20 protein-coding genes are annotated in these 24,402 nt (G+C 43.3%); 11 read left to right on the top strand and 9 right to left on the bottom strand.

Annotated features, from left to right (window positions below; genetic code table 11):
* Positions 1-587: two-component system response regulator ArcA (gene arcA / locus ACFOHL_RS06840; RefSeq protein ID WP_376919469.1), on the top strand; the 587-nt coding region annotated here is incomplete at its 5' end.
* A gap of 413 nt (positions 588-1,000) precedes the next feature.
* On the opposite strand, the gene pmbA is transcribed toward arcA, so the two are convergent.
* On the bottom strand, positions 1,001-2,332 hold the full coding sequence (pmbA, locus tag ACFOHL_RS06845) for a metalloprotease PmbA (RefSeq protein WP_376919470.1): 1,332 nt from the start codon (positions 2,330-2,332) through the stop codon (positions 1,001-1,003).
* Between the two features lie 82 nt (positions 2,333-2,414).
* On the opposite strand from pmbA, the gene yjgA reads away from it, so the two are divergent.
* Together yjgA and ACFOHL_RS06855 are read left to right on the top strand one after the other, a co-directional pair.
* A complete protein-coding gene (yjgA, locus tag ACFOHL_RS06850) occupies positions 2,415-2,933 on the top strand; it encodes a ribosome biogenesis factor YjgA (RefSeq protein ID WP_376919471.1) in 519 nt (172 codons plus the stop codon).
* Entirely contained in the window at positions 2,933-3,508 is a 576-nt protein-coding gene (locus ACFOHL_RS06855) for a nucleoside deaminase (RefSeq protein ID WP_376919489.1), read from the top strand. Before yjgA ends, ACFOHL_RS06855 begins: the two co-directional genes overlap by 1 nt.
* Positions 3,509-3,703: 195 nt before the next feature.
* Here ACFOHL_RS06855 and ACFOHL_RS06860 read toward each other — a convergent pair whose 3' ends face one another.
* Genes ACFOHL_RS06860 through ACFOHL_RS06870 form a run of 3 tightly spaced genes read right to left on the bottom strand, consistent with a single transcriptional unit; the run spans position 3,704 to position 6,882 of the window.
* On the bottom strand, positions 3,704-4,696 hold the full coding sequence (locus ACFOHL_RS06860) for a Gfo/Idh/MocA family protein (RefSeq protein WP_376919472.1): 993 nt from the start codon (positions 4,694-4,696) through the stop codon (positions 3,704-3,706).
* A 3-nt stretch (positions 4,697-4,699) separates the two neighbouring features.
* Entirely contained in the window at positions 4,700-5,848 is a 1,149-nt protein-coding gene (galK, locus tag ACFOHL_RS06865) for a galactokinase (protein WP_376919473.1), read from the bottom strand.
* A 2-nt stretch (positions 5,849-5,850) separates the two neighbouring features.
* Positions 5,851-6,882, bottom strand: coding sequence for a UDP-glucose--hexose-1-phosphate uridylyltransferase (locus ACFOHL_RS06870; protein ID WP_376919474.1), 1,032 nt, complete (start codon positions 6,880-6,882; stop codon positions 5,851-5,853).
* Positions 6,883-7,217: 335 nt separating this feature from the next.
* On the opposite strand from ACFOHL_RS06870, the gene ACFOHL_RS06875 reads away from it, so the two are divergent.
* The 5 genes from ACFOHL_RS06875 (at position 7,218) to ACFOHL_RS06895 (ending at position 15,436) form a co-directional block, all read left to right on the top strand.
* A complete protein-coding gene (locus tag ACFOHL_RS06875) occupies positions 7,218-9,980 on the top strand; it encodes a TonB-dependent receptor (protein ID WP_376919475.1) in 2,763 nt (920 codons plus the stop codon).
* A 185-nt stretch (positions 9,981-10,165) separates the two neighbouring features.
* Positions 10,166-11,695 carry a tryptophan halogenase family protein gene (locus ACFOHL_RS06880; RefSeq protein ID WP_376919476.1) on the top strand — a complete coding sequence of 510 codons (1,530 nt, stop codon included), beginning with the start codon at positions 10,166-10,168 and terminating at the stop codon, positions 11,693-11,695.
* 18 nt (positions 11,696-11,713) lie between these two features.
* Entirely contained in the window at positions 11,714-12,478 is a 765-nt protein-coding gene (locus tag ACFOHL_RS06885; RefSeq protein WP_376919477.1) for a SapC family protein, read from the top strand.
* 3 nt (positions 12,479-12,481) lie between these two features.
* Positions 12,482-13,969, top strand: a complete 1,488-nt coding sequence (locus tag ACFOHL_RS06890; RefSeq protein ID WP_376919478.1) for an SLC5 family protein — start codon at positions 12,482-12,484, stop codon at positions 13,967-13,969.
* A 216-nt stretch (positions 13,970-14,185) separates the two neighbouring features.
* Positions 14,186-15,436 carry a GGDEF domain-containing protein gene (locus ACFOHL_RS06895; RefSeq protein ID WP_376919479.1) on the top strand — a complete coding sequence of 417 codons (1,251 nt, stop codon included), beginning with the start codon at positions 14,186-14,188 and terminating at the stop codon, positions 15,434-15,436.
* Positions 15,437-15,471: 35 nt separating this feature from the next.
* On the opposite strand, the gene ACFOHL_RS06900 is transcribed toward ACFOHL_RS06895, so the two are convergent.
* Complete coding sequence (locus ACFOHL_RS06900) at positions 15,472-17,439, bottom strand: beta-galactosidase (protein WP_376919480.1); 1,968 nt, start codon at positions 17,437-17,439, stop codon at positions 15,472-15,474.
* A gap of 181 nt (positions 17,440-17,620) precedes the next feature.
* Here ACFOHL_RS06900 and ACFOHL_RS06905 point away from each other — a divergent pair, with 181 nt between their 5' ends.
* Positions 17,621-19,750, top strand: coding sequence for an alpha-galactosidase (locus ACFOHL_RS06905; protein ID WP_376919481.1), 2,130 nt, complete (start codon positions 17,621-17,623; stop codon positions 19,748-19,750).
* Between the two features lie 129 nt (positions 19,751-19,879).
* On the top strand, positions 19,880-20,572 hold the full coding sequence (locus ACFOHL_RS06910) for a FadR/GntR family transcriptional regulator (protein WP_376919482.1): 693 nt from the start codon (positions 19,880-19,882) through the stop codon (positions 20,570-20,572).
* 79 nt (positions 20,573-20,651) lie between these two features.
* Here ACFOHL_RS06910 and ACFOHL_RS06915 read toward each other — a convergent pair whose 3' ends face one another.
* From ACFOHL_RS06915 to ACFOHL_RS06925, 3 genes are all read right to left on the bottom strand, one after another.
* Complete coding sequence (locus ACFOHL_RS06915) at positions 20,652-21,539, bottom strand: DNA ligase (RefSeq protein WP_376919483.1); 888 nt, start codon at positions 21,537-21,539, stop codon at positions 20,652-20,654.
* A 78-nt stretch (positions 21,540-21,617) separates the two neighbouring features.
* Complete coding sequence (locus tag ACFOHL_RS06920; RefSeq protein ID WP_376919484.1) at positions 21,618-22,946, bottom strand: DUF2252 family protein; 1,329 nt, start codon at positions 22,944-22,946, stop codon at positions 21,618-21,620.
* The gene (locus ACFOHL_RS06925; protein ID WP_376919485.1) at positions 22,939-23,073 is read right to left on the bottom strand and encodes a hypothetical protein; all 135 of its coding nucleotides are present in this window, start codon (positions 23,071-23,073) and stop codon (positions 22,939-22,941) included. Before ACFOHL_RS06925 ends, ACFOHL_RS06920 begins: the two co-directional genes overlap by 8 nt.
* 263 nt (positions 23,074-23,336) lie before the next feature.
* On the opposite strand from ACFOHL_RS06925, the gene ACFOHL_RS06930 reads away from it, so the two are divergent.
* Positions 23,337-23,468, top strand: a complete 132-nt coding sequence (locus ACFOHL_RS06930) for a hypothetical protein (RefSeq protein WP_376919486.1) — start codon at positions 23,337-23,339, stop codon at positions 23,466-23,468.
* 51 nt (positions 23,469-23,519) lie between these two features.
* Here the strand turns inward: ACFOHL_RS06930 and ACFOHL_RS06935 are convergent, their stop codons facing one another.
* Positions 23,520-24,047, bottom strand: a complete 528-nt coding sequence (locus tag ACFOHL_RS06935; protein ID WP_376919487.1) for a GNAT family N-acetyltransferase — start codon at positions 24,045-24,047, stop codon at positions 23,520-23,522.
* Positions 24,048-24,402: the final 355 nt, after the last annotated feature.

Genomic DNA, 24,402 nt, shown 5'->3' on the forward strand with positions numbered 1-24,402 from the left:
ACCACTGCTTTGAAGCAAACGCCATCGACCTCGTCATAATGGATATCAATTTACCCGGCAAAAACGGCCTAATTTTAGCCAGAGAAGTGCGAAACAGAAAAAATGTCGGGCTTATTTTCTTAACGGGTAGAGACAACGATGTTGACAGAATTTTAGGTTTGGAAATTGGGGCTGATGATTACCTTACCAAACCCTTTAATCCGAGAGAGTTAACCATACGTGCCAGAAACTTGCTTTCACGTACTAGCAATGCAAGCGAAGACGATGATTTACCAAGTAAGGTTAAGTTTAATGGTTGGACGCTAGACGGCGATAGTCGAAGCTTAATTTCTCCAACAGGTAACGAATTTAGGTTACCTCGCAGTGAATTTAGGGCTTTACACCTATTCTTAAGCAATCCAGGCAAAATCCTCACTCGTGAACAACTTATTATGGAGATGACAGGTCGCGAGCTTCGTCCCAACGACCGAACAGTAGACGTCACCATACGCCGTATTCGCAAACATTTCGAATCTGAGCCAAATGATGAAGAGTTAATTGTTACCATCCACGGTGAAGGCTACCGTTTTTGTGGCGCAGTTGATTAGCCATTAGCTAATAATAAAAGAGAAAAGCGCTTAGTAAGCGCTTTTTTTATGAAATAAAGTCAGTCTTTAAGCGAGGGTAGCAGGGGAGCGGAGCCCACAAAATAATAAAGCCTCAAAGGCATGGATGCCTTTGTGGAGCGCCCATGGATGGGTTCACAGCGTCTTTATTATTTTGTGAGCTCGCTCCCCTGCTACCCTCGCTTTTACTTAACCTGAACTCTGGATAAGCAATTCTGCAAACTCTTGAATTTATTGTTCTTTCGTTTAATCCACTATCCAGTAGTGGCCTAAAGCTCGATATCAAGGCGCTCAAGTGAAGGAATAACGAGTTATTTTAAGCTTGAGCAACGCAGAGATCGGGATTTAGGGCGCTGCTGGACGGAGTTGCTTATCCCGAGTTCAGGTTACTTAGCCTAACTTCCCGCGATTTGCATTTCGCTTACTAGTACCGAACCGGTTTGTAATGAACTGCGCAATTCACGCTGACTGCCAATAGCGGCAATATTTGCGTACATATCCTTTAAATTACCTGCAATGGTAATTTCATGAACTGGGTACTGGATCACGCCATTCTCGACCCAAAACCCTGCGGCTCCTCTGCTGTAATCACCATTAACAATACTGACTCCCTGCCCCATGAGTTCGGTGACTAATAGACCAGTCCCCATCTCTTGTAACAACTGAGCATCGGAGTGGCCTGTGTCACTGACAATACAATTGTGGATCCCTCCAGCATGGCCGTTGCTGACCATGTTGAGTTTGCGAGCGGTATAACTCGTCAGTAAATATTCTTTGAGTATGCCATCACTAACAATACTCATATCTTTAGTGACTACGCCTTCATTATCAAAAGGCGAGCTAGCTAAACCTCTCAGCGTATGCGGTCGTTCATCTAGTTGAAACCAATCGGGAAAGACTTGACTGTCTTTGGCATCAAGCAAAAAACTCGATTTCCTGTATAGACTGCCCCCACTGATTGCGCTGATGAAATGCCCAAAAAGGCCAGAAGCAATGTCTCGATGGAAAATAACAGGGACTTTCGTTGTACTTATCTTTTGCGCGTTCAAACGAGAAACCGTTGTTTCAGCCGCTTCAATACCGACTTCTGTAGGGCTCCTTAGTTTATCTGCTTCTCTAGAGACCGTATAAGCATAGTCGCGTTGCATGTCGTTGCCATCCTGCCCAATCAACACACAACTCAAGCTGTAGCGACTACTCGGATAGCCCGCATTGATACCGTGCGTGTTGCCATACACCCTAATGCCTAAGTTAGCATTGTATGATGCACCGTCAGAGTTGTTTATCAACTTGCTAGCGTTTAAGCCTGCCTCTTCAGCCTCGATGGCATATTTTAGCGCGAGCTCCGTATCTAATATCTGGGGGTGATACAAATCAAGATTGGGAATATCTCGGGCAATAAGTGCTTCATCGGCTAATCCAGCACAATCGTCATCCGAGGTATATTTTGCTATCTCTATCGCTTTTTCTACAGTCATCTTTATTGCGCTTGCACTTAAATCGGCCGTAGATGCTGAACCTTTTTTCTGCCCAACAAAAACACAGATTCCCAATCCACCGTCACTCGTAAACTCCATGTTCTCGACTTCTTTCATACGTGAGCTAACCGCTATGCCCTGCACTTTAGACATGCTGGCTTCCGCCCCCGTTGCCCCAAGTTTTTTCGCGTAAGAGAGTGTGTCGTCTACAATGTTTTGTATTTCTGTCAGGTCTTTCTCTATTTGCATAATGTAAGTTTCGCTGTGCAAATCTCTGTTGGATAGTTACAATTCGGCGTAGTTTAGCATTAAGTAACAGAAAAGACGCTATATGAATCATTTTGAAGAGCCGACAGACGACGATATCGAATACGTCAGTAAAACCCAGTTAAAAAAAGAAGCTGAGGACTTAAAAAAATTAGGCTTAGCCCTGCTAGACTTAACTCCCGGTCAATTCGCAAAAATTCCCCTAGATGACGAATTAACTGAAGCCTTAACTCTGGCAGCAAAAATAAATCGCAAAAAAGAAGGCTTTAGGCGGCAAATACAATACATCGGCAAACTGCTCAGAAAGGCCGATGTCGCCCCTATTGAGCTCGCGTTAAATAAATTGCGTAGTGCTCATCAAGAGGATGTAAATAAGTTTCATCAACTAGAAGTTTGGCGGGACAAACTTATTCAAGAAGGCGATACAGAAATTCAAGCCTTCCTGAATGAATATCCAGAAGGTGACCGACAAAAACTGCGTCACTTAGTGCGTACAGCTAACAAAGAAAATTCACAAAACAAACCGCCTGCAGCGGCTCGGGAGCTATTCAAGTATCTACGCTCACTCTCGGAGAGCAAATGATGGATACGCTCTTTAATGCTAGTACACAGGTCACCGAAGCCACACTTCGCGCAATCGCGCATATGCCAACAACTAGTTTGCATGTACTTGTGGACTATGCGTTTTCAAAAAAGCTCACAGACGAGCACTTCATGCGCATAGCCGTACTGCTTGCAGAAAAAAGCTATAAAGAGGGGGGATGCCCGATTGGAGCGGTGATCATTAACACCCAAACGAACGAAATCGTTGGCAAAGGACACAATACCCTGGTACAAGAAAATCACCCGTACAATCACGGCGAAACCTCAGCTATACGTGACGCTGGCCGGATAGATTTTAGTCAAACCAGTTTATTCACCAGCTTGAGTCCCTGTGATATCTGCACAAGTTTGTTATATATGCGGGGCTTTGGTCGTGTAATCGTGGGTGATGTCACCAATGCTAGTGGCAACGAAGCCTTACTGCGCGAAAAAGGCATCCAAGTAGATATATTAGAAGATAAATTTGGCATCGACTTATATGCAAAATTCCGCAAAGAAAAACCGGAACAAGATTTAGAAGACTGGCTAGGGTTAGCTGGAAAAAAATCAACTTAAGCGCACCAAAGCCTCAGAGAATCTTCCGCAAAAGAAGCAGTCAATAAGCAAGAAGGGGTTTCTCCACCCAGCAAAACCGCTGCAAGTACATCCATGTACGCTTAAATTTTTCATCCATGAAAAATATATTTTGCTGGGTGGAGAAACCCCTTCTTGCTTATTGACTGATTCTTTTGTTTTTAGCGATTCGGTTTTTTAACCTGCTGATGACTCACCCGCATACGATAACCCCCACTGTGCACGCAACTCATCCATGATTGAAAGCACTCTAATTGAGGTATTTGCAGGGAGCACAGGACTAGCAAACTCTTGATTTTCAATACATTGTTGGAAATGGCTAATTTCAAACATGAAATTTTGTGTGGCCTCGAAAGGCGCAGAGTAATTTTCTATTAACTCGTCTCCTACCCAAATTTCAAAGCCTTGTGCGCCCAAAAAAAACGGAACAACAATACGGCCTCGATCACCATATATATGCCCATATACCGGTGCATCCATCCGAAAACTTGCAGACAAGGTCGCGCTGCGGCCATCGCTATATTCGAGCAAATAGCTAGACACCTCATCAACACCCGTACTCGCCATCAACGCACTACCAGTCACCTTAACCGGAGCTTCATCAAAAACAAGATCGGCAAAGGTAATCGGATAGATACCAAGATCTAATAAAGCTCCACCTGCTAGCGTTTTGTTAAGCAACCTATGATCATCGGGCAATGCACGATTGAGGCTAAAACTCGCACTTAGATGCTTAATATTGCCAATAGCATTGTCTGCCAAACGTGCTTTAAGTGCTGATATTGCGGGTAAGAATCTTGTCCAAACAGCTTCCATCAACATGAGCTTGTGTTGCTCGGCAATACTAAAAAGTATGGTCGCTTGATGGCTATTAAGTGTTAGGGGCTTTTCACATAAAACATGTTTGCCTGCTAATAGGCATGCTTTTGCTTGAGAAAAATGGAAATTATGCGTTGTCGCGATGTAAACGACGTCTATGTCATCACTATTGTATAGCTGCTCGTAAGATTTGAACGCCTGCGTGACACCGTACTCATTTGCAAAATTGACTGCTCGTGAATAGTCTGAAGCAGCGCAGCCTTGCAACACTGCTCCAGATACTTGTTTAGCACTGGCAATAAAGGTCTTGGCGATATGCCCACACCCAATTATTCCCCAGCGCAAGGCCATACTTTAAAGCGCCGTTGCCTGCAACCCGGCACCTGGCTCACATATTAGAATATCTGCTTTTAGATTAAATTGTGCTTCATATTTTGCTTCAACGGCGGTAATAACCTTATCGACATCTGCTTTGTCGCACAAACAAATCACTGCACCACCAAAACCGCCACCGGTTTGTCGACATGCACCATTCCCTTCAAGCGCTTCCATACAAATATCGACGAGTCCATCAGTTGCTGGGACAGTAATTTCAAAATCATGTTTTAAAGCCAAGTGTGCTTCTTTCATAATTTCATATAGTTTAGGCAAATCAGCAGAGGACAAGGCTTGCTCTGCGTCAAGCACACGCTGGTTTTCAGTAATAATGTGCTTGGCACGGCGATAAACAACATCACCCAATTCTTCGCGTACTTTTTCGAGCATATCCATGTTAGCCTCTCGCAATGAAGGCGTACCCATTGTTGAAGCGGCAAGTTCACACGCTGTTCTACGTTCGTTGTATTCGCTCTCGGCTAGTTTACGAGGGTAGTTAGAGTTGATCACAAGCAAGGTCAGGTTATCTGGAATACTGACTGTTCGTGTCGATAAATCACGGCAATCAATTAACAAGGCGGCTTGTTCTTGCGCTTCTGCAGAAATCAACTGATCCATAATACCGCATTGACAGTCGATAAAGTTGTTTTCTGCTAGCTGACCCGTACGGGCAATTTGTTGCGTACTTAAACCCAGTGAATCAACATGATTGAACAGCCCACCAGCAGCCACTTCAAGTGCAGCAGAGCTAGACAAACCGCTACCTTGAGGCACTTGTGAATCAATAAAAATATTTAATCCAGAAAGCTGGTGACCCTGTGATAACAGTTCTTTTGCCACGCCCCGTAAGTAATCGCCCCATGCCCACTGACCATGTGCAATTTCTGCATTTAAATCAAACTCTTCAGGCTGATCTAAATACTGTAAAGAATAGGCTTTAACCAGCGAGTCATCGCGCTTGGTTGCCAAAATATGCGTTTTGTACTGTAGTGCACAGGGCAAAACAAACCCGTTGTTATAGTCGGTGTGCTCACCAATAAGGTTGACACGACCCGGAGAACTTACGTAAATATCGGGTGTGTGAGAAAACTTTTCTTCAAAGTGTTGCTTAAGTGTATCTAAAGACATGACTACTTGCTTTCCAAATAATGTGTGCTACTAACTTCGCGAAGTATCTTCGCTGCCAATTCTGGGGTCAAATCGCGTTGGCTCTCACCCAACATCTCGTATCCAACCATATGTTTTTTGATGGTTGCAGAGCGCAACAATGGCGGATAAAAATGCGCGTGTAATACCCAGTGACTTTTGTCTTCTAAATTACTAGGCGCATTGTGCCAGCCCATTGAATAGGGGAAACTGGTGTTGAATACATTGTCGTAACGTGTCGTCAACTCCTTAATAATAGTCGCAAGATCAAGGCTTTGTGTGTCATTTAACTCTGTGAAATCAGCCACGCCATCTTTGCTTAACAACAGGGTTTCAAATGGCCATTTCGCCCAAAACGGCACTACGGCTAGCCATGAGTCATTTTCGCAAACTACGCGACTGGGATCTTTACTCTCTGCTGCCGCATAGTCTGCCAACAAGCTGGTGTTATGCTCTTCAAAATAAGCTTTTTGACTCAACTCTTCTTTTTCTACTTCCGTAGCCAAATGTTGATGTGCCCATATTTGCCCATGTGGGTGAGGTTGCGAACAACCCATTATTTCACCCTTATTCTCAAAGATTTGTACGCAATTGTATTGCTTAGCAAGCTCAAGATACTCACGTTTCCACGTTTCAACCACTGCCAATAACTGACTCACCGGCAACTGAGGGAGTGTTTTATTGTGCTCAGGAGAAAAACAAATGACCCGCGCTTCGCCCACCGCAGCTTGCTCTTGAAACAAGGGCGAGGCCTCGACTGGCTCTATTTCGTGAGACGTTAAGGCCGCAAAATCATTCTTAAATACGAAAGTGCCGTCGTAATTTGGATTAACAGTGTCATTCGCCCGCGCATTGCCCGGACATAAAGGGCAATTGCTCTCGTAGGCTGGCAGCGCAGTTGTTGAAGATTCTTCAGTAGCACCAGACCAAGGTCTGTTGTTTCGGTGTGGTGACACTAGCACCCACTCACCCGTTAATGGGTTACGCCGACGAAAAGCGGCAGGATTAGACGACATATAAATGACCCTTATAAAATATTATTTATATGATAAAAAACTTAGCACTTGCCCGCAGTATAACAGAATAAAATTTGTATTTTTACTCGAAAACTCTCGCCCTTTATCCCCTTTGCATATAGGTCATTCAAAAGCCCTATATGTAAACTTTTTGTAAGAATTCTGCGTATTCTTGATAAAGTTAATTACATAAACTATGTTTTTTTTATTGAATTTAAACCAATTTAAGGTAATTATATTATAAATAGGTTAAATATGTTTTTTTAATGTTTTTGCGGCACACAGATTTTGGTGGTCACATCAGTCTGTTCAATATTTACACAGGGGTAATATAAATGAACAAAAACACAACGGCTTGCTTTGCTAAACGCAGCGCTATTGCATTAGCGGTTACCGGAGCGCTTTTCAATTCGGCGATGGTAACTGCACAAGAAGCTGGTGCAAACGACAACGTTGAGATCATTCAGGTCAGCGGTATACGTAACAGTATCAAGGCGTCTTTGGCAGATAAGAAAGACGCTAACGTGGTATCTGACGGTATTAAGGCAGAAGACTTAGGTAAGTTTCCCGACTTAAACGTTGCAGAGTCACTCCAACGTATCACTGGTGTGTCGATAGATAGAAGCGGTGGTGAAGGTCAAGCAGTGACCATTCGTGGTTTTGGTCCACAATTTAACACTGTGTTAGTTAATGGGCGCCAAGTAGCCTCAGAAACACAAGGCCGAGAATTTGCGTTTGATTCACTGTCAGCAGATCAAATTGTGGGTGCGGATGTATACAAAACGACAACGGCTGGTCTTCAAGAAGGTGGCATCGGCGGCACAATCAACTTACTTACTGCTCGCCCTTTTGACTACGAAGGTTTTACTGCCTTAGCTTCAGTTAAAGGGGTTTATGAGAGTTTATCGGAAGAAACCTCTCCCTCTTTCTCTGGACTTGTAAGTAACACATTTGCAGACGGCACAATTGGTGTTCTATTTGCCCTCAGTCATCAAGAACGTGATGTTCAGATTAACCGAATCGAAACTGCAGGTTGGCGTCCAGGACAAACTATCCAAAATGCTAGTGGCGTATTATTTGAAAATGCATTCATTCCGCGCAACTGGGATCAAATCGTAGATAACCAAGAGCGTACCCGCACAAATGCAAACCTAGTACTACAATTTGCACCAAACGAAGATATCACAATCACACTTGACGGCTTTGTCTCCAAGTTTGAAGTAGATTCACTTGTTACGGATTTAGCTTCTTGGTTCGAACCTGATCGCGTAGGTTCAGGTACCTTAAATCCAGAAACGCGCACACTCATTCAGTTTACGCAGGAAATTGGTAACTTCCCTGCCGGGGGCTCAGGAAATCCAGCAACTGATTTTGTATCTCACACTAGAAACTCAAATGACGTTAGCAATGACGGATTTGGTATAAATGTTGATTGGGAAATTAGCGACGCATTATCTGCCAAGTTTGATATCAATACTTCCAGCGCAGAAAATGATCGTGCAGGCAGAGATAGATTTAACGTTGTTGGTATCATCAATAATTATGAATACGATGGCACGGGTGGCACGCCAACTGTCAGACACGATGGCTTTGGCAACGGAAATTTACCTGACGCTAGTCTGTCTAGACTGCATTACAATGAAAAAGGTAATCGTCCTAGTTTTGAAGATGAAATTACAGAGTACAAGGCTGATTTTACCTACCTAGCCGAAACCGAAGTGTTCCAAAAAGCTAACTTTGGTATTTATCACCAAGAAAGAGAAAAGAGTTCTTTCCAAATATTTGGCAGCCAATGTGCATTCTGTGGGTACGAAACGCCTGCACCAAACAGTACGATCAACTTTAGACCGTTTACCGCCAATAATTTCTTCTCTGGCTTAATTGATACCTTCTACACCTATGACGGTGATGCCTACGTTGATTTCTTAGCCAGCTCTGGCAACCCAATTCAGCCTACGCTTCAGGGTAACCGATATACTATTGAAGAAGAAATCACGAGTTTATATGTAGACTTCACCTTTGGCTACGACATCGGTGATATGCCGGTTAGTTTAAATATTGGTGCACGCTATTCAGAAACCGATGTAGACGGCAACGCCGTGCAAGCATTCTTATCTGATGTTATTCCCACGTCTGATTTAACCTTGTTCCAAAACGTATTTGCGCCAGAACAAGAGATTGTCGAATCTGGCAGTTATTCAAGTTTGCTTCCAAATGTGAATGTTAAATTTGAGCTAACTGATGATATGGTACTTAGGTTTGCAGTATACGATTCACTGACCAGACCTACAGTATCTGAGCTAACGCCATCGACCACTTTTAATGAACCACGTCGCCAAAACTTGACAGGACAAGGCGGTAATCCAAACCTAAGACCGTTCCGCTCAGAAAACTGGGATATTTCTTACGAGTGGTATTATGGGGACACAAGTCTATTTACTTTCGCTGTATTTAACAAAGAAGTAGATGATTTTATCACTACCTTGTCAGGAACAGAGCTCTATACGCTATCTGATCGTGAAGGGCAGCCAGGTAGTCGCTGTAATCCAAGCAATTCGGATGCGTGTAACGTTGACCCAAGCAGTTTGGCCGAGGAGCTTGTCGGTTTAGAAGAGGCCTACACAATTACTCGTCCACGTAACGGTCAAGCCGCACGAGTAACGGGTTATGAAATTGCATGGACTCACGTATTCGAAAATGGCTTTGGTGTAACCGCAAACGCAACAGTGGTAGACAGCGATGTTGAATTGGGTGAAGACTCAACTGAAAGCTTTGCACTAGAAGGCTTAGGTGATTCTCAAAACCTAATCGTGTTTTACGAAGCCGACAACTGGCAAGCTCGTGTAGCATTCAACAACCGCGAAAGCTTCTTGCGTCAAATAGACAACGGCTTTAACGGTGAACCGATCAATACCGACACCTTTGGTCAATGGGATGTGAGTGCCAGTTACGATATCAATGAGACTGTTACGGTATTCTTCGAAGGCATCAACATTACCGAAGAAGAGTTACGTCAAACAGGTCGCTTTGCCGACCAAGTCTATTCAATCGAAGACAACGGCTCACGCTATTCTGTTGGTGTACGAGCTAAATTTTAAAGTAAACCAGTGATAATAAGGGTGGTGGCGACACCGCCCTTGTTTTTGGTAAACAATTTGTTATTTTTGTAAATTATTTCGAACAATCCTCGGTCTAATTAAGTCATAACCAAGCATAAAGTGCATTTACAATCAGCCAATTGCATTTTATCGTTGGTTTCCCATAAGTAGTTAAGAGCAACAAGATGAATCGTCCTATACGTAGTATTGCAATTGTAGGTGGAGGTACCGCGGGCTGGTTAGCCGCCGCTGTTATAGCCGCTCATCACAAAACTGCCACCACAGTAGATAAATCACTCAGTGTAACGCTTGTTGAATCTTCCGACATACCAACAATAGGGGTAGGTGAAGGCACTTGGCCAACCATGAAAAACACCCTTAAAGAGATTGGTATTAAAGAGGCAGACTTTTTTTCTAAGTGTAGTGCAGTCTTTAAGCAAGGCGGCAAATTTGTCGAGTGGGTAAAAGGAAAAGGTGACTTTTACTATCACCCTTTTACTGTGCCACTTGGTTACGGCCGAATAGATCTCGCACCTTACTTGGACAATATCGAAAATTATGCACTTGACGCGAACTTTCAACATCACGTGTGCGAAGCTGGTTTGGCACCAAGAACCATCGCAGAATCCGAATACTCAGGACAATGCAATTACGCCTATCATCTAGACGCGGGGGCGTTTGCAGAGTTACTCAAAAACCACAGCAAAAGTGAGCTAGGTGTTCAACACAAAATTGGCACCGTATCAAAAGTAGTGCAAGATGAGTTTGGCAATATTGCATCAGTTTCTTTGGATGACAATAGCTCAATTGAAGCCGATTTATTTATAGATTGCACAGGCTTTAAATCATTGCTACTCGGCGAAACTTTAGGTGTACCCTTCAAGCATGCTGACAAGTACCTGTTTAACGATTCCGCCTTGGCTATTCAAGTCCCTTACGACTCTCCCGACAGCCCCATTGCTTCACATACGATAGCTACCGCGCAAAATGCAGGCTGGATTTGGGATATCGGGCTATCTCATCGCCGTGGTGTAGGCCATGTTTATTCGAGTCAGTTTTTAAGTGATGACGAAGCAGAAGCTAATTTAAGAAAGTACTTAAAAGGTGCAGGAAGCGATAAAAGTGTTCGTAAAATCACTTATCAATCGGGCCATCGAGAGATTTTCTGGAAAAACAACTGCGTGGCGATTGGTATGGCTGCGGGTTTTGTTGAACCACTCGAAGCAACGGCTATTATGTTGATAGAGATTTCTTCGCGCTTCGTAGCAGAGAACTTGCCGCCAAACGCTGCAGTCATGCCCACAATTGCCAAGCGCTTCAATCAGCAATTGCAGTACAAGTGGGGCAGGATCATCGATTTCCTAAAGCTTCACTATATGTTAACCAAACGCCCAGAGCCCTACTGGCAGGCGCATACCAACCCCGATACTATTCCAGATAGCTTAAAAGAAGACATGCAAGTCTGGGGTTATCGAGGCCCCACTCAAGCGGACTTCGAGAGTGCTATTGAGTTGTTTCCGGCCGCCAGTTACCAATATGTCTTATATGGGATGGGCTTTAAACCTGACTTTAACAAACAACAGCATCTATACAACGAACAACAACAGGCAGACATCATCATTCAGCGCAACCAAAAAATTACCACTCAAATGTTGCAACAACTGCCTTCCCATCGCAACTATATTGAGCAGTGGTTAGCTGCCAATCAACAGTAGGAATTAGATTTAATCATTATGGCTAAACTCACAGAGCTGAAAAGCAAGGATCATCAAGATTTAAAACTGAGCGAAGATGCAATGATAAAACATGCTGCTTCGCAACACGTGTGCAATTTACAAGCACACGAGGTGGCAAATGCTGCCACATGCTTCCCCGTATTCATGACACGCAGTAGCACTGCAGGTCAAATTGTACTCTCAGCAATGATGAGTTTTACAGTAAAAGAAAATCTATTTGTACAAGACAAGACTTGGCAAAGTGTATTTCAACCCACAAGTTTTCGGACGTATCCGCTATTTTTAATGCAATCTCCTGAAAACGAAAAGCAATGCACTATTGGCTTTGATGAGAGCAGTAGCGACCTTAGCAATGAGACTGGATTACCGCTGTTCACATCAGAGGGTAAAGCAAGCCCACTGTTGAGTGAAAAAACGCAGCTACTCGAGGCCGAACTAGGGCATATGCGTCAAACTTACGAGTTTACAGAAGCTTTGAATAAGCTAGACCTACTTAAAGCTGTTGATTTACAAGTTCACTATCAAAGTGGTGAAGTTGCTGTTATCAAAGGTTTAATCACCGTAGACGAGGACAAGATCCAAAGTATAGACAATCAAGCCCTAGATGAGCTTCGGAAAAAAGGATATTTAGCCCCCATGTACGCTATGCTGATTTCTTTGTTCCAAGTTAATGTATTGATCACTAAACACAACCAACTTACTTCGCACAACAAAATCAAGACAGTGAAAATCGAAGTAAGTAAAGACACCACAGCGAGTTAATTTATGAGTAGCCAAACGATACAAGTGGCCGTATTTTTATTTGTAACGGCATTAATTGGCTTTGCTACTTATATGCATTGCCGAGGAAAGAGCGATAGAAAGTCCAACCAGAACAAAGAATACTTTCTCGCGGGCGGTGGCCTAGCGTGGTATTTTGTCGCAGGGTCAATTACCTTAACGAATTTGAGTACAGACCAACTAGTCGGCATGAATGGCAATCAAATGGCACTTCTCGCGCTATGGGAATTTGCTGCCGTGATTGGCCTCATCATCTTGGCAAAAGTATTTTTGCCTGTTTACTATCGCTATAACTGCACAACCACGACAGAGCTTCTTGAAAAGCGTTATCACAACAAGCACATCCGCGCGATCATTAGCCTGTTGTTTTTCTTGGGTAGCGCACTTATTTTCTGCCCAGCGGTGATATATTCTGGCGCACTGTTTATGCAGAATATGTTTAATGTACAAGCACCTTTAATGTATATCGCAATTGCTTTTGCCATTGTAGGCGCAGTCTATGCAATATTTGGCGGCTTGCGTGCGGTCGCGGTATCCGATACGTACTCAGGAGTACTTTTATTGGTTATGGCGGTGTTGGTTGTCATATTAGCGCTTGTTGCTATCGACTTTAATTTTGAAGGCATTCCAGCCGAACGTTTAACCCTAATCGGTGACAATGACTCGCCTATTCCTTGGCATACTTTATTCACCGGCATGATTTTTATTCAAATGTTCTATTGGGGCACCAATCAAGTCATCACTCAGCGAGCTATGGCGGCACCCAATATTAAAGAAGCGCAAAAGGGTGTGTTCGCGGCCGCGGCTATTCGCTTTATGATTGTGCCCTCTATTATTGTTATTCCAGGTATTGTTGCTTTTAAACTCTACGGTGACATCGGCGATTCTGCCTACGGCACCTTGGTGGGTGATTTGTTACCAAGTTGGCTAAGCGGTATTTTTGCGGCAGCCATGGCAGCTGCAGTATTAACGACCTTCAATAGTAACTTAAACTCTGCAACTGCACTGTATGTGTGTGACATACACGAAGCCTATGTCAATGATAAGCCAAACGTACCGATGTTAAGTGGCTTTGTCACCATTTTAATAACGGTGATTTCGCTCTTGCTAGTACAAGTTTACGCACAAGCCGACAGCATCATTAACCTGATTCAACAACTTTACGGTTTACTCAGCATGCCAATATTATCCGTATTTATATTGGGTCTAGTATTCCGCAATGTACATGCAACAGCGGGTATTTTTTCGGTTGTTTACGGCGTAGTGTTTTATAGTTTCTTGAGTTTTAAAGGCTATGGTCTTATCGATATAGAGAGCGGGATATTAGCCAGTCTATTAAACTTGCATTTTATCCATCAAATGTTTATCACTTTATTCAGTTCGATTGGGCTGGCACTTTTGTTAAATTGGTTACTGTACAAAGAGCTTCCTCAATTTACTTTAGAGCAATTGAAAGGCACTGCTGCGGCCTAGAGGTCGCAGTTGAGCATTCAGGTGGGTTTTCTATTCATCCCACCTGTATTCTTGTTTCAATACATGCTATCAATCGTTAAATTTATGTTAACAATAAACAATTCGTCGTGTAATATCGTATTAATTTTATAATAAACACTGACTTAAATTGAGTAATGGATGGACTCTCAACACGCTCATGTACATCTAAAAAAATCTAAACTGGTCGCAATAGGCATGAGTATCCTATTAGTTGCTTGTTATGATTACTTACCCAAAAAGCAGCTAAACATAGAAACCATCTCACCCTCGCGAGTTTATGCAAATACCGACGCTAGAGAAGGCGGTGATACCGAATTCGAGTGGATCGATCAGCAAGAAAATGCCTGGTTATGCAGAGTAAACGGAGATACCCCCTACCCCTTTTGCTCGCTCACCATATTACTGTCACCCAAAGACACACTCGACAGTGTGGATCTCTCAAACTTCGATGATATTAGCATCAACTTAGATTACTCAGGTGATTCGAACTATATTCGTTTTTTTATCAGAAACAGTTTTCAGCATGATAAAAAACCGGAAAGCAGCGAGCAGGATAGTCAGGTAATTCAGAAGCTTGAAGGGGCTAAATTCAACTTTGTAAATATTGAGACACACAAATTTTATTCGCCGGTAAGTATTTCAAGCGCTGATCTTCGCGTTGCAGACTGGTGGATTGAACAATTTGATGTCAAACCAATCGACACCAAACCAGACATTAGCGACGCACTCGCCATTGGCATTGATGTACCTTTCCCTTTTCCAAAAGGCGAGCATGCATTTTCACTACACTCTATTAGTATGACGGGGAAATACTTGAGCAAAGAAACACTTTATCTATTAATTAGCGTGTTATTGGGCTTAGCGCTGATATCAGAGATGCTATTTCACTACATCAACCTAAGACTAAATGTAAATACCAAGTCTGTACAAATTTCTAAACTCAACAGAGAAAATAAGTTGTTCAAAGAGCTCGCGCACAAGGACAATTTATCTGGTGCCTACAACAGGCAAGGCCTTGAACGAGTGCTAGTTGAACTAAATAACAAACAACAGTTAGATGATTTTGCTATCGTGATTATTGATATAGACAACTTTAAACAGGTCAATGACACCTATGGTCATGTTTGTGGTGACGGTGTTATCTGCGCCACCGTAAATGTGATCAAGGACACCATCAGAAATGACGACGTCGTAGCAAGATGGGGAGGTGAGGAATTTGTTATTTTACTCCGGTGTGATAGCCAATCCAACCTCAGTAAATTTTGCCAAAAACTAAGCACAGCGATAAAAGCACCCCCCTATCCTGAACTACCCATAAGCGGAATTACTGCGAGTGGGGGGGCGGCAATGCTCAAAGAGCACGCGACCTTTGATGCGGCCTTTGAACACGCCGATACCCTGCTCTACAAAGCAAAGAACAACGGCAAAGATACTATTGTCTGTTAGGGTCTACAGATTGAGGGTGCAAGAGCGTTTTGCTCTCACACGCGCTTGTAAATAGACAAACTATAAGGCGCAACCTCTTCACTACCCAAGACAAATTCTAGCTGCTCGCTCGCGCCTAAATCCACCCGTTTAGCCTGTGCCGAGTAGTTAAATAGCAAACCAAACTGACCGCGTTGTGACAACCTAATATCTTCGGGCAGAAGATAGGTTTTTACTCCGCAAGCAACCGCGAGGTCGTTCAATAGTACACGCAAAAATTCTACATCACTTAAAGTAGCAAGGTAGGTGATTTTGTCATTTTGCACGACAGCAGCTTGCTGATTGCTGAAGCGCGCAATAGTTTTCACCCCTTCACCGATTGCTAACTCTTCATTCCAACGCCCCGCAGAATAGCTTGCGCCTTTATATAAAATGGGCATGGTGCAATCAGCGCGTAAGGTCTCCGTGCTCTCTACCTTTATGGGGATTAAACGCTGAATATTGCCTGGTCCTAATTCAGGTGCAAGCGTTAGCTCTTCGGTCTTTGCACCGCTTCTTGGGCCAAATACGATATGTGCAGGACTTGCTTCCAATGCACTGATGAGCACCTTATCAACAATAGGCATACAGGGCACAACGACCAGCTTGTAAGACGATAAATCAGCATTGGGTGATACAAAGTCAACATCAATACCAAGTTGTCTCAAGGCGCTGTAATACTCAAACTCAACCAGTTGGTGATCAAAACTGTCACCCTGACGTTCTATCTCTGTTACCCATTGATTACTGGTACTCATAATCATGGCGACAGAACTGTTGACGCTGGCTGTTAAATCAAACTCGGTTTCTGCTAATTCATCCCTAAATTGCTCAATTTCTTGCCACGCAACAGACTTAGAGTTATCCACTCGTTTAATGCCGGCATGCATTTGTTCTTGTGCAAACGCAGCTTGCCGCCATCGAAAGTAGCAAATCGTCTCGGCACCGTGAGCCACCGCCTCCCAAGACCACAACCTGACCATGCCTGGCAAGGGTCGCGGATTATGATGAGCCCAGTTTACCGGGCCTGGTTGTTGCTCCATAATCCAAAAGTTATCCTTACTGATCCCGCGAACATGATCAAAAGAGCAACTAGCAAAATCAGGGTGCCCCGTTCGCATGTACCGCTTAAATGTGTCGGTATCTCGATCAGCAAAAAACAAGTCTGTTCTTCCTAGGGGGTAATTGTCGTAACAAGCAAAATTGAGTTTTTCAGCAAGGGCAAAATTATCGGCTTGCGTATCTGTCATCGGGATAAAATTATGCGTAACAAAATGCTCTGGACAATGTTTTTTCAGCACGGCGATCATGGCATCGTGGTATCGAACAACTTGTTCTGAGCTAAAACGACGATAGGCAAGTTGATGTGAGGGGTGTGTTTCGGTTACAGCCAAAATTGGCAACTCAATTTGCGAAAAGTCTTGATACTCCATCGACCAAAATATGGTTCCCCAAGCCTCGTTTAAACTTTCAATAGTCCCGTAGCGCTTCTCTAACCAAGCTTGGAAAGCGTGTTTTGCGTTGTCACTGCCGCTATGCGTAGTGTCGTGGCAGGCAATTTCATTGTCTGTTTGCCAGCCAACTACTGCAGGGTGACTGGCATAACGTTTAGCCATCACTTCAGAAATACGCATCGACTCCCTAAAGTAATTTTCACTAGAAAAGTCATAGTGGCGACGAGAGCCAAACCCTCTCGTCGTGCCTGTGTTGATATCCACCGGCAAAATATCGGGAAATTTGTCGATTAACCATTTCGGTGGCGTGGCCGTTGGCGTGCATAAAATGATTTTTAAATCTTGCTCAGCGAGTACTGCTATAGCCTTGTCTAACCAATCAAAATTGTAAGTTCCTTCTTGTGGTTCTAACTTTGACCAAGAAAACTCAGCCAGCCTCACATAAGTCAGACCCAAGGCTCGCATTTCAATCGCGTCTTGTTGCCACATATCTTGTGGCCAGTGCTCAGGGTAATAGCATACACCTAACATAATATATTTAACCTATGTTCTTGCTTTTTATACGTATTCAGAGAATATGTAATCCAAGCTCATTAAATATTTAACATATTTATATGATTTATTAATTTATTTGCATTATTATTGTCTATTAGCAGAAAAAAACAAGCTGTATTAACAACATTTACATTAGCACAACAGTCGGAATGTACGCATGACATCAGTACCCAATTTCGTTCATATTAATAGCCCAAAGGTCAGCCTGATTTTTGATTGTAGGCGGCAAACACCGGTGATTCACTACTTCGGTAAAAAGCTGAGTTCAGCGACTAGTGAGGCTATGCTCGCGACATTACACATGCGTCAAGAACCCAAATGCGCCTTAGTTCACGAAGTGCCACTGTCACTTAGCCCCTGTCTTGGCAATGGCTTTACAGGCCACCCCGGAATTAGCCTAAGTGATCAAGGTATCGCTTGGTCAGTAGGTGCTAAGTTGGTTGAAGTCATTCAAGAAAATGACTCACAGGTCAAATTTGTTTCTGTAGATAAAACCAGAAATATCCAGCTTAGCCATCAACTAGCATTTCATCGCTCTAATGTATTGAAAGCTTCGACTACCGTTACCAATCTTGGAGAAACAGACATATCCGTTAACGACTGTGCGGCTCCGACGATTGCCATTCCTGATCACATTACCAAAATCATGTCATTTGAAGGGCGTTGGTCATACGAGTTTCAAACAACTAGTATTGACTTATTTTTGGGTGCCTACACGCGAGAAAATCGCAAAGGCAAAACCTCGCACGACAACTTTCCAGGGGTAGTGCTGCACGCCGCCAATACTAATGAAGACCAAGGTGAATGTTATGGTTTCCACCTAGCCTGGAGCGGCAATCACCGCACCCGAGTTGAGCTACTCCCTGAACAACGCACCTATGCGCAAATGGGCGAACTACTCGGAGCCGGCGAAATTACGCTCGCTAAAGACGAAAGCTACAATAGCCCCGAATTATTCGTAAGCTACAGTAGTGAAGGCTTTAACGGTTTATCGCAGCAATTTCACCGTTATGTACGCACCGAATTGCTCAATCCTCAGTTTCACAATAAACCCCGACCTGTGCATTACAATACGTGGGAAGGGATCTATTTTGACCACGATACAGAGACCTTAAAGCAATTGGCCGATATTGTGGCTGATGTTGGCGCAGAACGGTTTGTATTGGATGACGGCTGGTTTAAGGGGCGCAATCATGACCGCGCAGGCTTGGGGGACTGGATAGTCGACAAGGCAGTATACCCCGAAGGTTTGCACGAAATCATCAGTCATGTCACTGGTCTAGGACTCGGATTTGGCATTTGGTTTGAACCAGAGATGGTGAATCCAGACAGCGATTTATTTAGGCAACATCCTGATTGGGTGCTTTCAACCGAAGGTAATCCTCAGATCGCATTCCGTCATCAACTTGTACTGGATCTGACGCGACAAGAGGTTTGCGACTACTTGTTTTCGCAAATGGATGCGGTGTTGCGCGAATACCCGCAGATTGAATACATAAAGTGGGATATGAATCGCGACATCAACCATACAGGCGACCAAAACGGCAAAAGCTGTATCCACGCGCAAACCTTAGCTGTATACGCTTTGATTGACCGTGTAAAAGCCGCCCATCCACATGTCGAGATCGAAAGCTGTTCTTCAGGTGGTGCACGGATTGACTATGGTGTACTGCAACATACCGACAGAGTGTGGACATCAGATTCTAACGACGCACTGGATAGACTCAGCATTCAGCGCGGGGCGTCGTTCTTCATCCCAAGCAATTTGCTAGGCTCTCACGTAGGACCAAGAGAATGTCATATTACTGGGCGGATTATGCCAATTGATATGCGTATTTCGACTGCTATGTTCTGCCATATGGGCATGGAAATGGATCCGCGTGAACTCAGTGACGCTGAGAAGCAAGCACTCAGAGAAGGTACAGGCTTATACAAAACCCACCGTGAATTAATTCATACTGGGGATTTGTACCGCTATGATACAGACGGCAACAACATTAACTTTGGGATTGTATCTCAAGATAAATCTCAAGCCTTGTTTGCATATAACAGTATTTTGGAGAGCCGACGCACACAACCACCAATATATCGTTTTAAAGGTCTAGACGAAGGCGCGATCTACGAATTTAATTTGGTTTGGCCAACAAATTTAAAAGAATATACGCCGTCATTACTAAGCACAATTGAAGGTAAACATTTTTCAGGCGAAGCACTAATGCACTTCGGTATGCAGTTGCCCATTGTCGTTCCGCAAAGTGGTTTGGTGTTTAAATTGACTAAAGTATAAGAAAAAAGGTTAAGCGCTTACCTAAATTCAAGTAAGCGCAAAAAATTATATGCAAATAACTAAAAGTAACTTATTATGGCTACGATATAAGAAATTTCTTATAAGTATTAATTAATAGCAGTTATTACTATGAAGCTCCCTCATAATCTTACGCAACAACTCACCCATACTCTAGGCCTCGCTATTATTAATGGTAAGTACCCAGTGGGTCAGGGTATGCCTTCAGAGGCAGAAATTTGCGAAGAATTTGAAGTGAGCCGCAGCTCAACACGAGAAGCGGTGAAGATGTTGTCTGCAAAAGGCTTGATTTCATCTCGCCCCAAACAAGGTATTCGAGTCCTGCCAGAAAACAACTGGAATATGTTTGATACGGATATTCTTTCATGGATACTCAAAAGTAAGCCTTCTCTCATTTTACTCAAAGAGTTTTTACAAGTTAGATTAGCCATGGAGCCCGTGGCGGCCGAACTTGCCGCTAAAAATGCCACGCCCACTCATTTGCAAAATATCGAAAAAGCATTGGGGCGCATGTCTGACGCCAAAGATGGCCTTGATGACGCTCTAGATTCTGAGATAGCCTTTCATTGTGCAATTTTAGAAGCCAGCGGTAACCGTTTTTTTATCCAATTAAAGGATTTCATCAACACCGCGCTTCGCGTCAGCACGCGATACCAAAACTACATTTACGAAGATCAGCACGATTTCGTCAATACCCATGAATTGATTTTCAAAAGCATCAAGTCTGGCAATGCACAAGCAGCAAAAGAGAGCACAAATATTTTTTTAGAAACGATCTTACAGCGTGTCGAGTCTAAACTGTAGTTACCCTAAACTAGAGACAAGCACAAACGCCTCCGCCACCCTTATAAGTCCGCATTCAGACTGGTCAGAATCTACACGGCTAGTCCACTTGATTTACTTCACTGCGCACCCTGATAAAACTCGCGTATTTTGGGATACCCCGTCGAGTTAAACCATAATACTTAAAGGTAATTTGACTGCCTATGGTCGGCGGGTTTGCTCGCTGCAAGTCACTAAATCCAGAACCAATTTTAAACCTTACCGCTTTTCCATCAGATCCCAGCCATTCGACATATAAAGCACCGAGCAAACCTTTGTACTTACCCTGACCTTCAATATGACGAAGTACCTTCGCCTCGCTATCTTGATGTGTTTTCAGTTTTATTACATTCCCTGTTCGACCACTTTCAAACAGAGCATTTTTCTTGTGCAGCATCAAGCCTTCAGCGCCTGCATCAACAAGCTCTTGCAAGTACTCAAATAAGCTGTGGTTATTGGTGAAACTGAGTTGTTTTACTGACAATAAATAGTTTGACTGCGTCTCTTCGACAAGCGTATTGTAATTGCGATAGCGTTGTTCAAAGGTATCCTGATTATTGGGTTGGTCGAAGACCATAAAGCGGATATTACGCCATTCTTTGTCAAGAGGTATGTCCTTACTGACAGTTGACATCACATACTCGAAGTTACCACGTGCGAACCAAAGCTCACCGTCAAACCATGTGTCGGGCCAACCCTCCGTAAACCAAGCAGGCGCATAAATCCGGTGACCGTTTCTTGTGACCAGTTTTTTATTTTTCCAAATTGCACGCACACCATCATATTTCTCACTGACAAGATATTCAGATACATCATGCCCTTTAAATACTTTCGCTAATTGTACTTGTGGTAGATTTGATCCTAAATGTGGCTCTGCCACCACTCTATGGCTCAAAAATGTGATAAGGACAAATACCACCCATTTCCATTGACTATATGGCACTCGCATTCATACTGCTCCTTTCCCTAGGCTAAAACTCCCAAGCAGTATAGGCCAAAGGCAGCACAAGTATTAACTGTACCTTTGCTAGGTTTTTTCGCGCTCGCACAAATACCGCCAATCCTGCATAACCTGCTTGGCATACATTGTGGCTAAATCAATTAAGCGCGTTTTTTGCTTTTGCAAATAAGCTAATTGGGCACGTTCATAGTCAAGAGAAAACCGATCTCCTCTACAGTGCGCTCTCGCTAATTCTTGCCCACACGCACTGGCATAAAATGCAAACCCACCCTGCTCAGCATTAACCTTGCCAATACCTATATGCTCAGGATCCATCCCTACTTTTGCGTGATGACGAGACCGCAGCAACCAATGCCGGTCGTCAAAATATGCTTCGTCCAATATAAAGTCTGTTCGTCGCTGCATTCGGCGTTGACACTTAACTGTGAGATGCGCAGGATTTAGTTTGTTTTGATGGTGTAAGTTTGGGAAGTAATAGATAGGTGCGGCTTCTCGTTGTTGCTTTATTTCGACCACATGACAAAGAGCCAAGTGTTCAATCTCAGTGAGTTCGCTAGGCCCAACTAGGGCATAGTAGCGTTCTAAACCTGCCGACCCCGTCCCAGAGCCAAGTCTGGCAACAATGTCTAGTATCTCATGGAAAAAATAAGGCGCAATTGCCTGCTTAGTCGCTAAATACTTACCATCGACCAAAGGTAAAAATTTGTCACTATCAGCTTTAAACTTAAGTGGGTAGGTCTGTAAATCCACTGCTTTCGCCAATGCACTTTTAGACAAAAAAGCTTCACCCCCTAATACTATTTTTTTGGCTTTTTTATAGCGCTTAGACAAAGCAGACGGTGTCGCAAAATCATTAAATGCAAGATCGAGAAAGTGCTGATCTATTGCCTTTTTACTTAAACCTTGTTCTAAGACTAGCATGTAAGCATCGAGCATTGCATTGAGAGCCGCATACATTTGTTCGTTGCCCACTGCCTTTTTATCGCTGTAGTCCTTTTCAGCCAAATAATATCCATCGACCACGCCCCTGCAGTGCTCAACTGCTAACACTAAACTCACCATGAGACGAGAAATATCCCAAATCGCATGACCAACACAGGCATCGTCAAAATCGTTTAAAGAAAAAACAATTTGCTCACCAAAGCTCCCCTCTTCAGTAAAGAAGCCAAAATTGGAAGTATGACAGTCGCCCATAATCGTCGTGAGGGGTACAGAACTGCTCTCAGGTAAATCAAGTAAGCCCGCCTGGATGTCATGGTAAAAAAGTTGGGATGAACCTCGATAAAACACAAATGGGCTAATACACATTTTGAGGTGCTTATCATGTTTACTCCCAGGAAGTACGCCATCTACCCGAAGCAATGCCTCATTGATGATTTGTTGCCTGTTACTCATCTCCACCTGCCGAAGTTAACAGCGGTAACAAAGGAACCGTTTTTGCGATAAGAAAGCCATTCGAGCCAAGAGATATTACCAACAGTGTGGCAACAGCGATAAATGTAATAATGTTATTTATATCCATGTGTTCCTCTAACTGTAAATAAAAACATATAGTCTAAGACTCCCTACCCTCTGCTTGGGGTGCGATTTTTTTCAGCCTCGCTTTGATGCCAATGAGTTCATCCGCGAGTAGCTATCACTTGAATAACAAATTAGCAGGTTATGGCGTGACGGTTATTAATACAAGCGGCATAACGCGTTGTCAACGACGACTTAACATTCAATCAGGGGGGTGAGGGGAAACATTAGGTGGGATGGTGACCTCGATGAAATGAGGAATAATGAATGATACTCGCGGATACGAGTGTTTGGATAGATTATCTGAACCGTCAAATCACTCCTCAAACCGATTTGCTCGATAGCTGCCTCATAGCGGTAACTGTGGTCATGGGAGACCTTATTTTTCTTGAAATATAACCCTTGTTTGTGCGGTGAACCCAGTGAATCTGGCAAGCTATACTTGTTATCTCACACATGGGCTTCATAAAGGACATGTTCTTTTAAATGCGCAATGCTCACCTTGGGGTGCTCAAAATTATTCATGGAGTTAACCATACCAATCCGCTCCATAACCTTAATTGAATTGACGTTATCTTTAACAGCAAAGGAAACAATTTTGTTTAAGTTTAACGTTTGAAATCCATAATTTAAGCATTCTTTCGCAGCCTCAGTGGCGAAACCATGCCCCCAATATTTTTTTGAAAGGCGCCAACCAATTTCTACACAAGGCGAAAATGGTAATCCATCTTCTATTTTATTTAAGCCAACTAAACCAATGAAAGCATTACTTGCTTTAAGTTCACAAGACCAAAAACAGTATCCATTCTTTGCTTGAAGCTCTTTCAATCTCACTACAACTCCATCACATTCGCTTTTTGTCAGAGTATTAGGAAAGTACCTCATTACATCTTTGTCCGCTGACATTTCATAGAAATTTGGCCGATCGCTATCTAGCCACTCTCTAACGATTAATCTTTCTGTCTCAAAAATGAACATGCTAGTACGCGTAAACCTCATATTAATGAGTGGTCAGGTTATGGCGTGACAGTTGCGAATGCAAGTGGCATGACATTATCCAAACATCTCTCCAGATTGCTGTAGTCTCCATTATCGATAATAAAAGCAACGTTCTAGTCCACGAGAAAATCGATGACTCACCCTAAACGCTGATAGCCCTGTTAACCCCCTATTTGGGTAATATCATCGTCGGTGTGAAATGCATGCACTGCTGGTATTGGCTGCGCCGGTCACCGGTGTCGGATTTTTGTGAGCAGCACGATATCGACTTTATTGCGTAACCGATCATTTTAGACCGTTCTGTACAACTGTCTGATTTAAGTTTAATGCCGCG

It is taken from the genome of Agaribacter flavus (assembly GCF_042646125.1).
Lineage (GTDB): Bacteria > Pseudomonadota > Gammaproteobacteria > Enterobacterales > Alteromonadaceae > Glaciecola > Glaciecola flavus.

Excerpts from the sequence above, each read along its gene's own strand:
- pmbA (WP_376919470.1), bottom strand. The coding sequence starts at position 2,332 with ATGCAAATAGAGAAAGACCTGACAGAAATACAAAACATTGTAGACGAC.
- yjgA (WP_376919471.1), top strand. The coding sequence starts at position 2,415 with ATGAATCATTTTGAAGAGCCGACAGACGACGATATCGAATACGTCAGT.
- ACFOHL_RS06855 (WP_376919489.1), top strand. The coding sequence starts at position 2,933 with ATGGATACGCTCTTTAATGCTAGTACACAGGTCACCGAAGCCACACTT.
- ACFOHL_RS06860 (WP_376919472.1), bottom strand. The coding sequence starts at position 4,696 with ATGGCCTTGCGCTGGGGAATAATTGGGTGTGGGCATATCGCCAAGACC.
- galK (WP_376919473.1), bottom strand. The coding sequence starts at position 5,848 with ATGTCTTTAGATACACTTAAGCAACACTTTGAAGAAAAGTTTTCTCAC.
- ACFOHL_RS06870 (WP_376919474.1), bottom strand. The coding sequence starts at position 6,882 with ATGTCGTCTAATCCTGCCGCTTTTCGTCGGCGTAACCCATTAACGGGT.
- ACFOHL_RS06875 (WP_376919475.1), top strand. The coding sequence starts at position 7,218 with ATGAACAAAAACACAACGGCTTGCTTTGCTAAACGCAGCGCTATTGCA.
- ACFOHL_RS06880 (WP_376919476.1), top strand. The coding sequence starts at position 10,166 with ATGAATCGTCCTATACGTAGTATTGCAATTGTAGGTGGAGGTACCGCG.
- ACFOHL_RS06885 (WP_376919477.1), top strand. The coding sequence starts at position 11,714 with ATGGCTAAACTCACAGAGCTGAAAAGCAAGGATCATCAAGATTTAAAA.
- ACFOHL_RS06890 (WP_376919478.1), top strand. The coding sequence starts at position 12,482 with ATGAGTAGCCAAACGATACAAGTGGCCGTATTTTTATTTGTAACGGCA.
- ACFOHL_RS06895 (WP_376919479.1), top strand. The coding sequence starts at position 14,186 with ATGAGTATCCTATTAGTTGCTTGTTATGATTACTTACCCAAAAAGCAG.
- ACFOHL_RS06900 (WP_376919480.1), bottom strand. The coding sequence starts at position 17,439 with ATGTTAGGTGTATGCTATTACCCTGAGCACTGGCCACAAGATATGTGG.
- ACFOHL_RS06905 (WP_376919481.1), top strand. The coding sequence starts at position 17,621 with ATGACATCAGTACCCAATTTCGTTCATATTAATAGCCCAAAGGTCAGC.
- ACFOHL_RS06910 (WP_376919482.1), top strand. The coding sequence starts at position 19,880 with ATGAAGCTCCCTCATAATCTTACGCAACAACTCACCCATACTCTAGGC.
- ACFOHL_RS06915 (WP_376919483.1), bottom strand. The coding sequence starts at position 21,539 with ATGCGAGTGCCATATAGTCAATGGAAATGGGTGGTATTTGTCCTTATC.
- ACFOHL_RS06920 (WP_376919484.1), bottom strand. The coding sequence starts at position 22,946 with ATGAGTAACAGGCAACAAATCATCAATGAGGCATTGCTTCGGGTAGAT.
- ACFOHL_RS06925 (WP_376919485.1), bottom strand. The coding sequence starts at position 23,073 with ATGGATATAAATAACATTATTACATTTATCGCTGTTGCCACACTGTTG.
- ACFOHL_RS06930 (WP_376919486.1), top strand. The coding sequence starts at position 23,337 with ATGATACTCGCGGATACGAGTGTTTGGATAGATTATCTGAACCGTCAA.
- ACFOHL_RS06935 (WP_376919487.1), bottom strand. The coding sequence starts at position 24,047 with ATGTTCATTTTTGAGACAGAAAGATTAATCGTTAGAGAGTGGCTAGAT.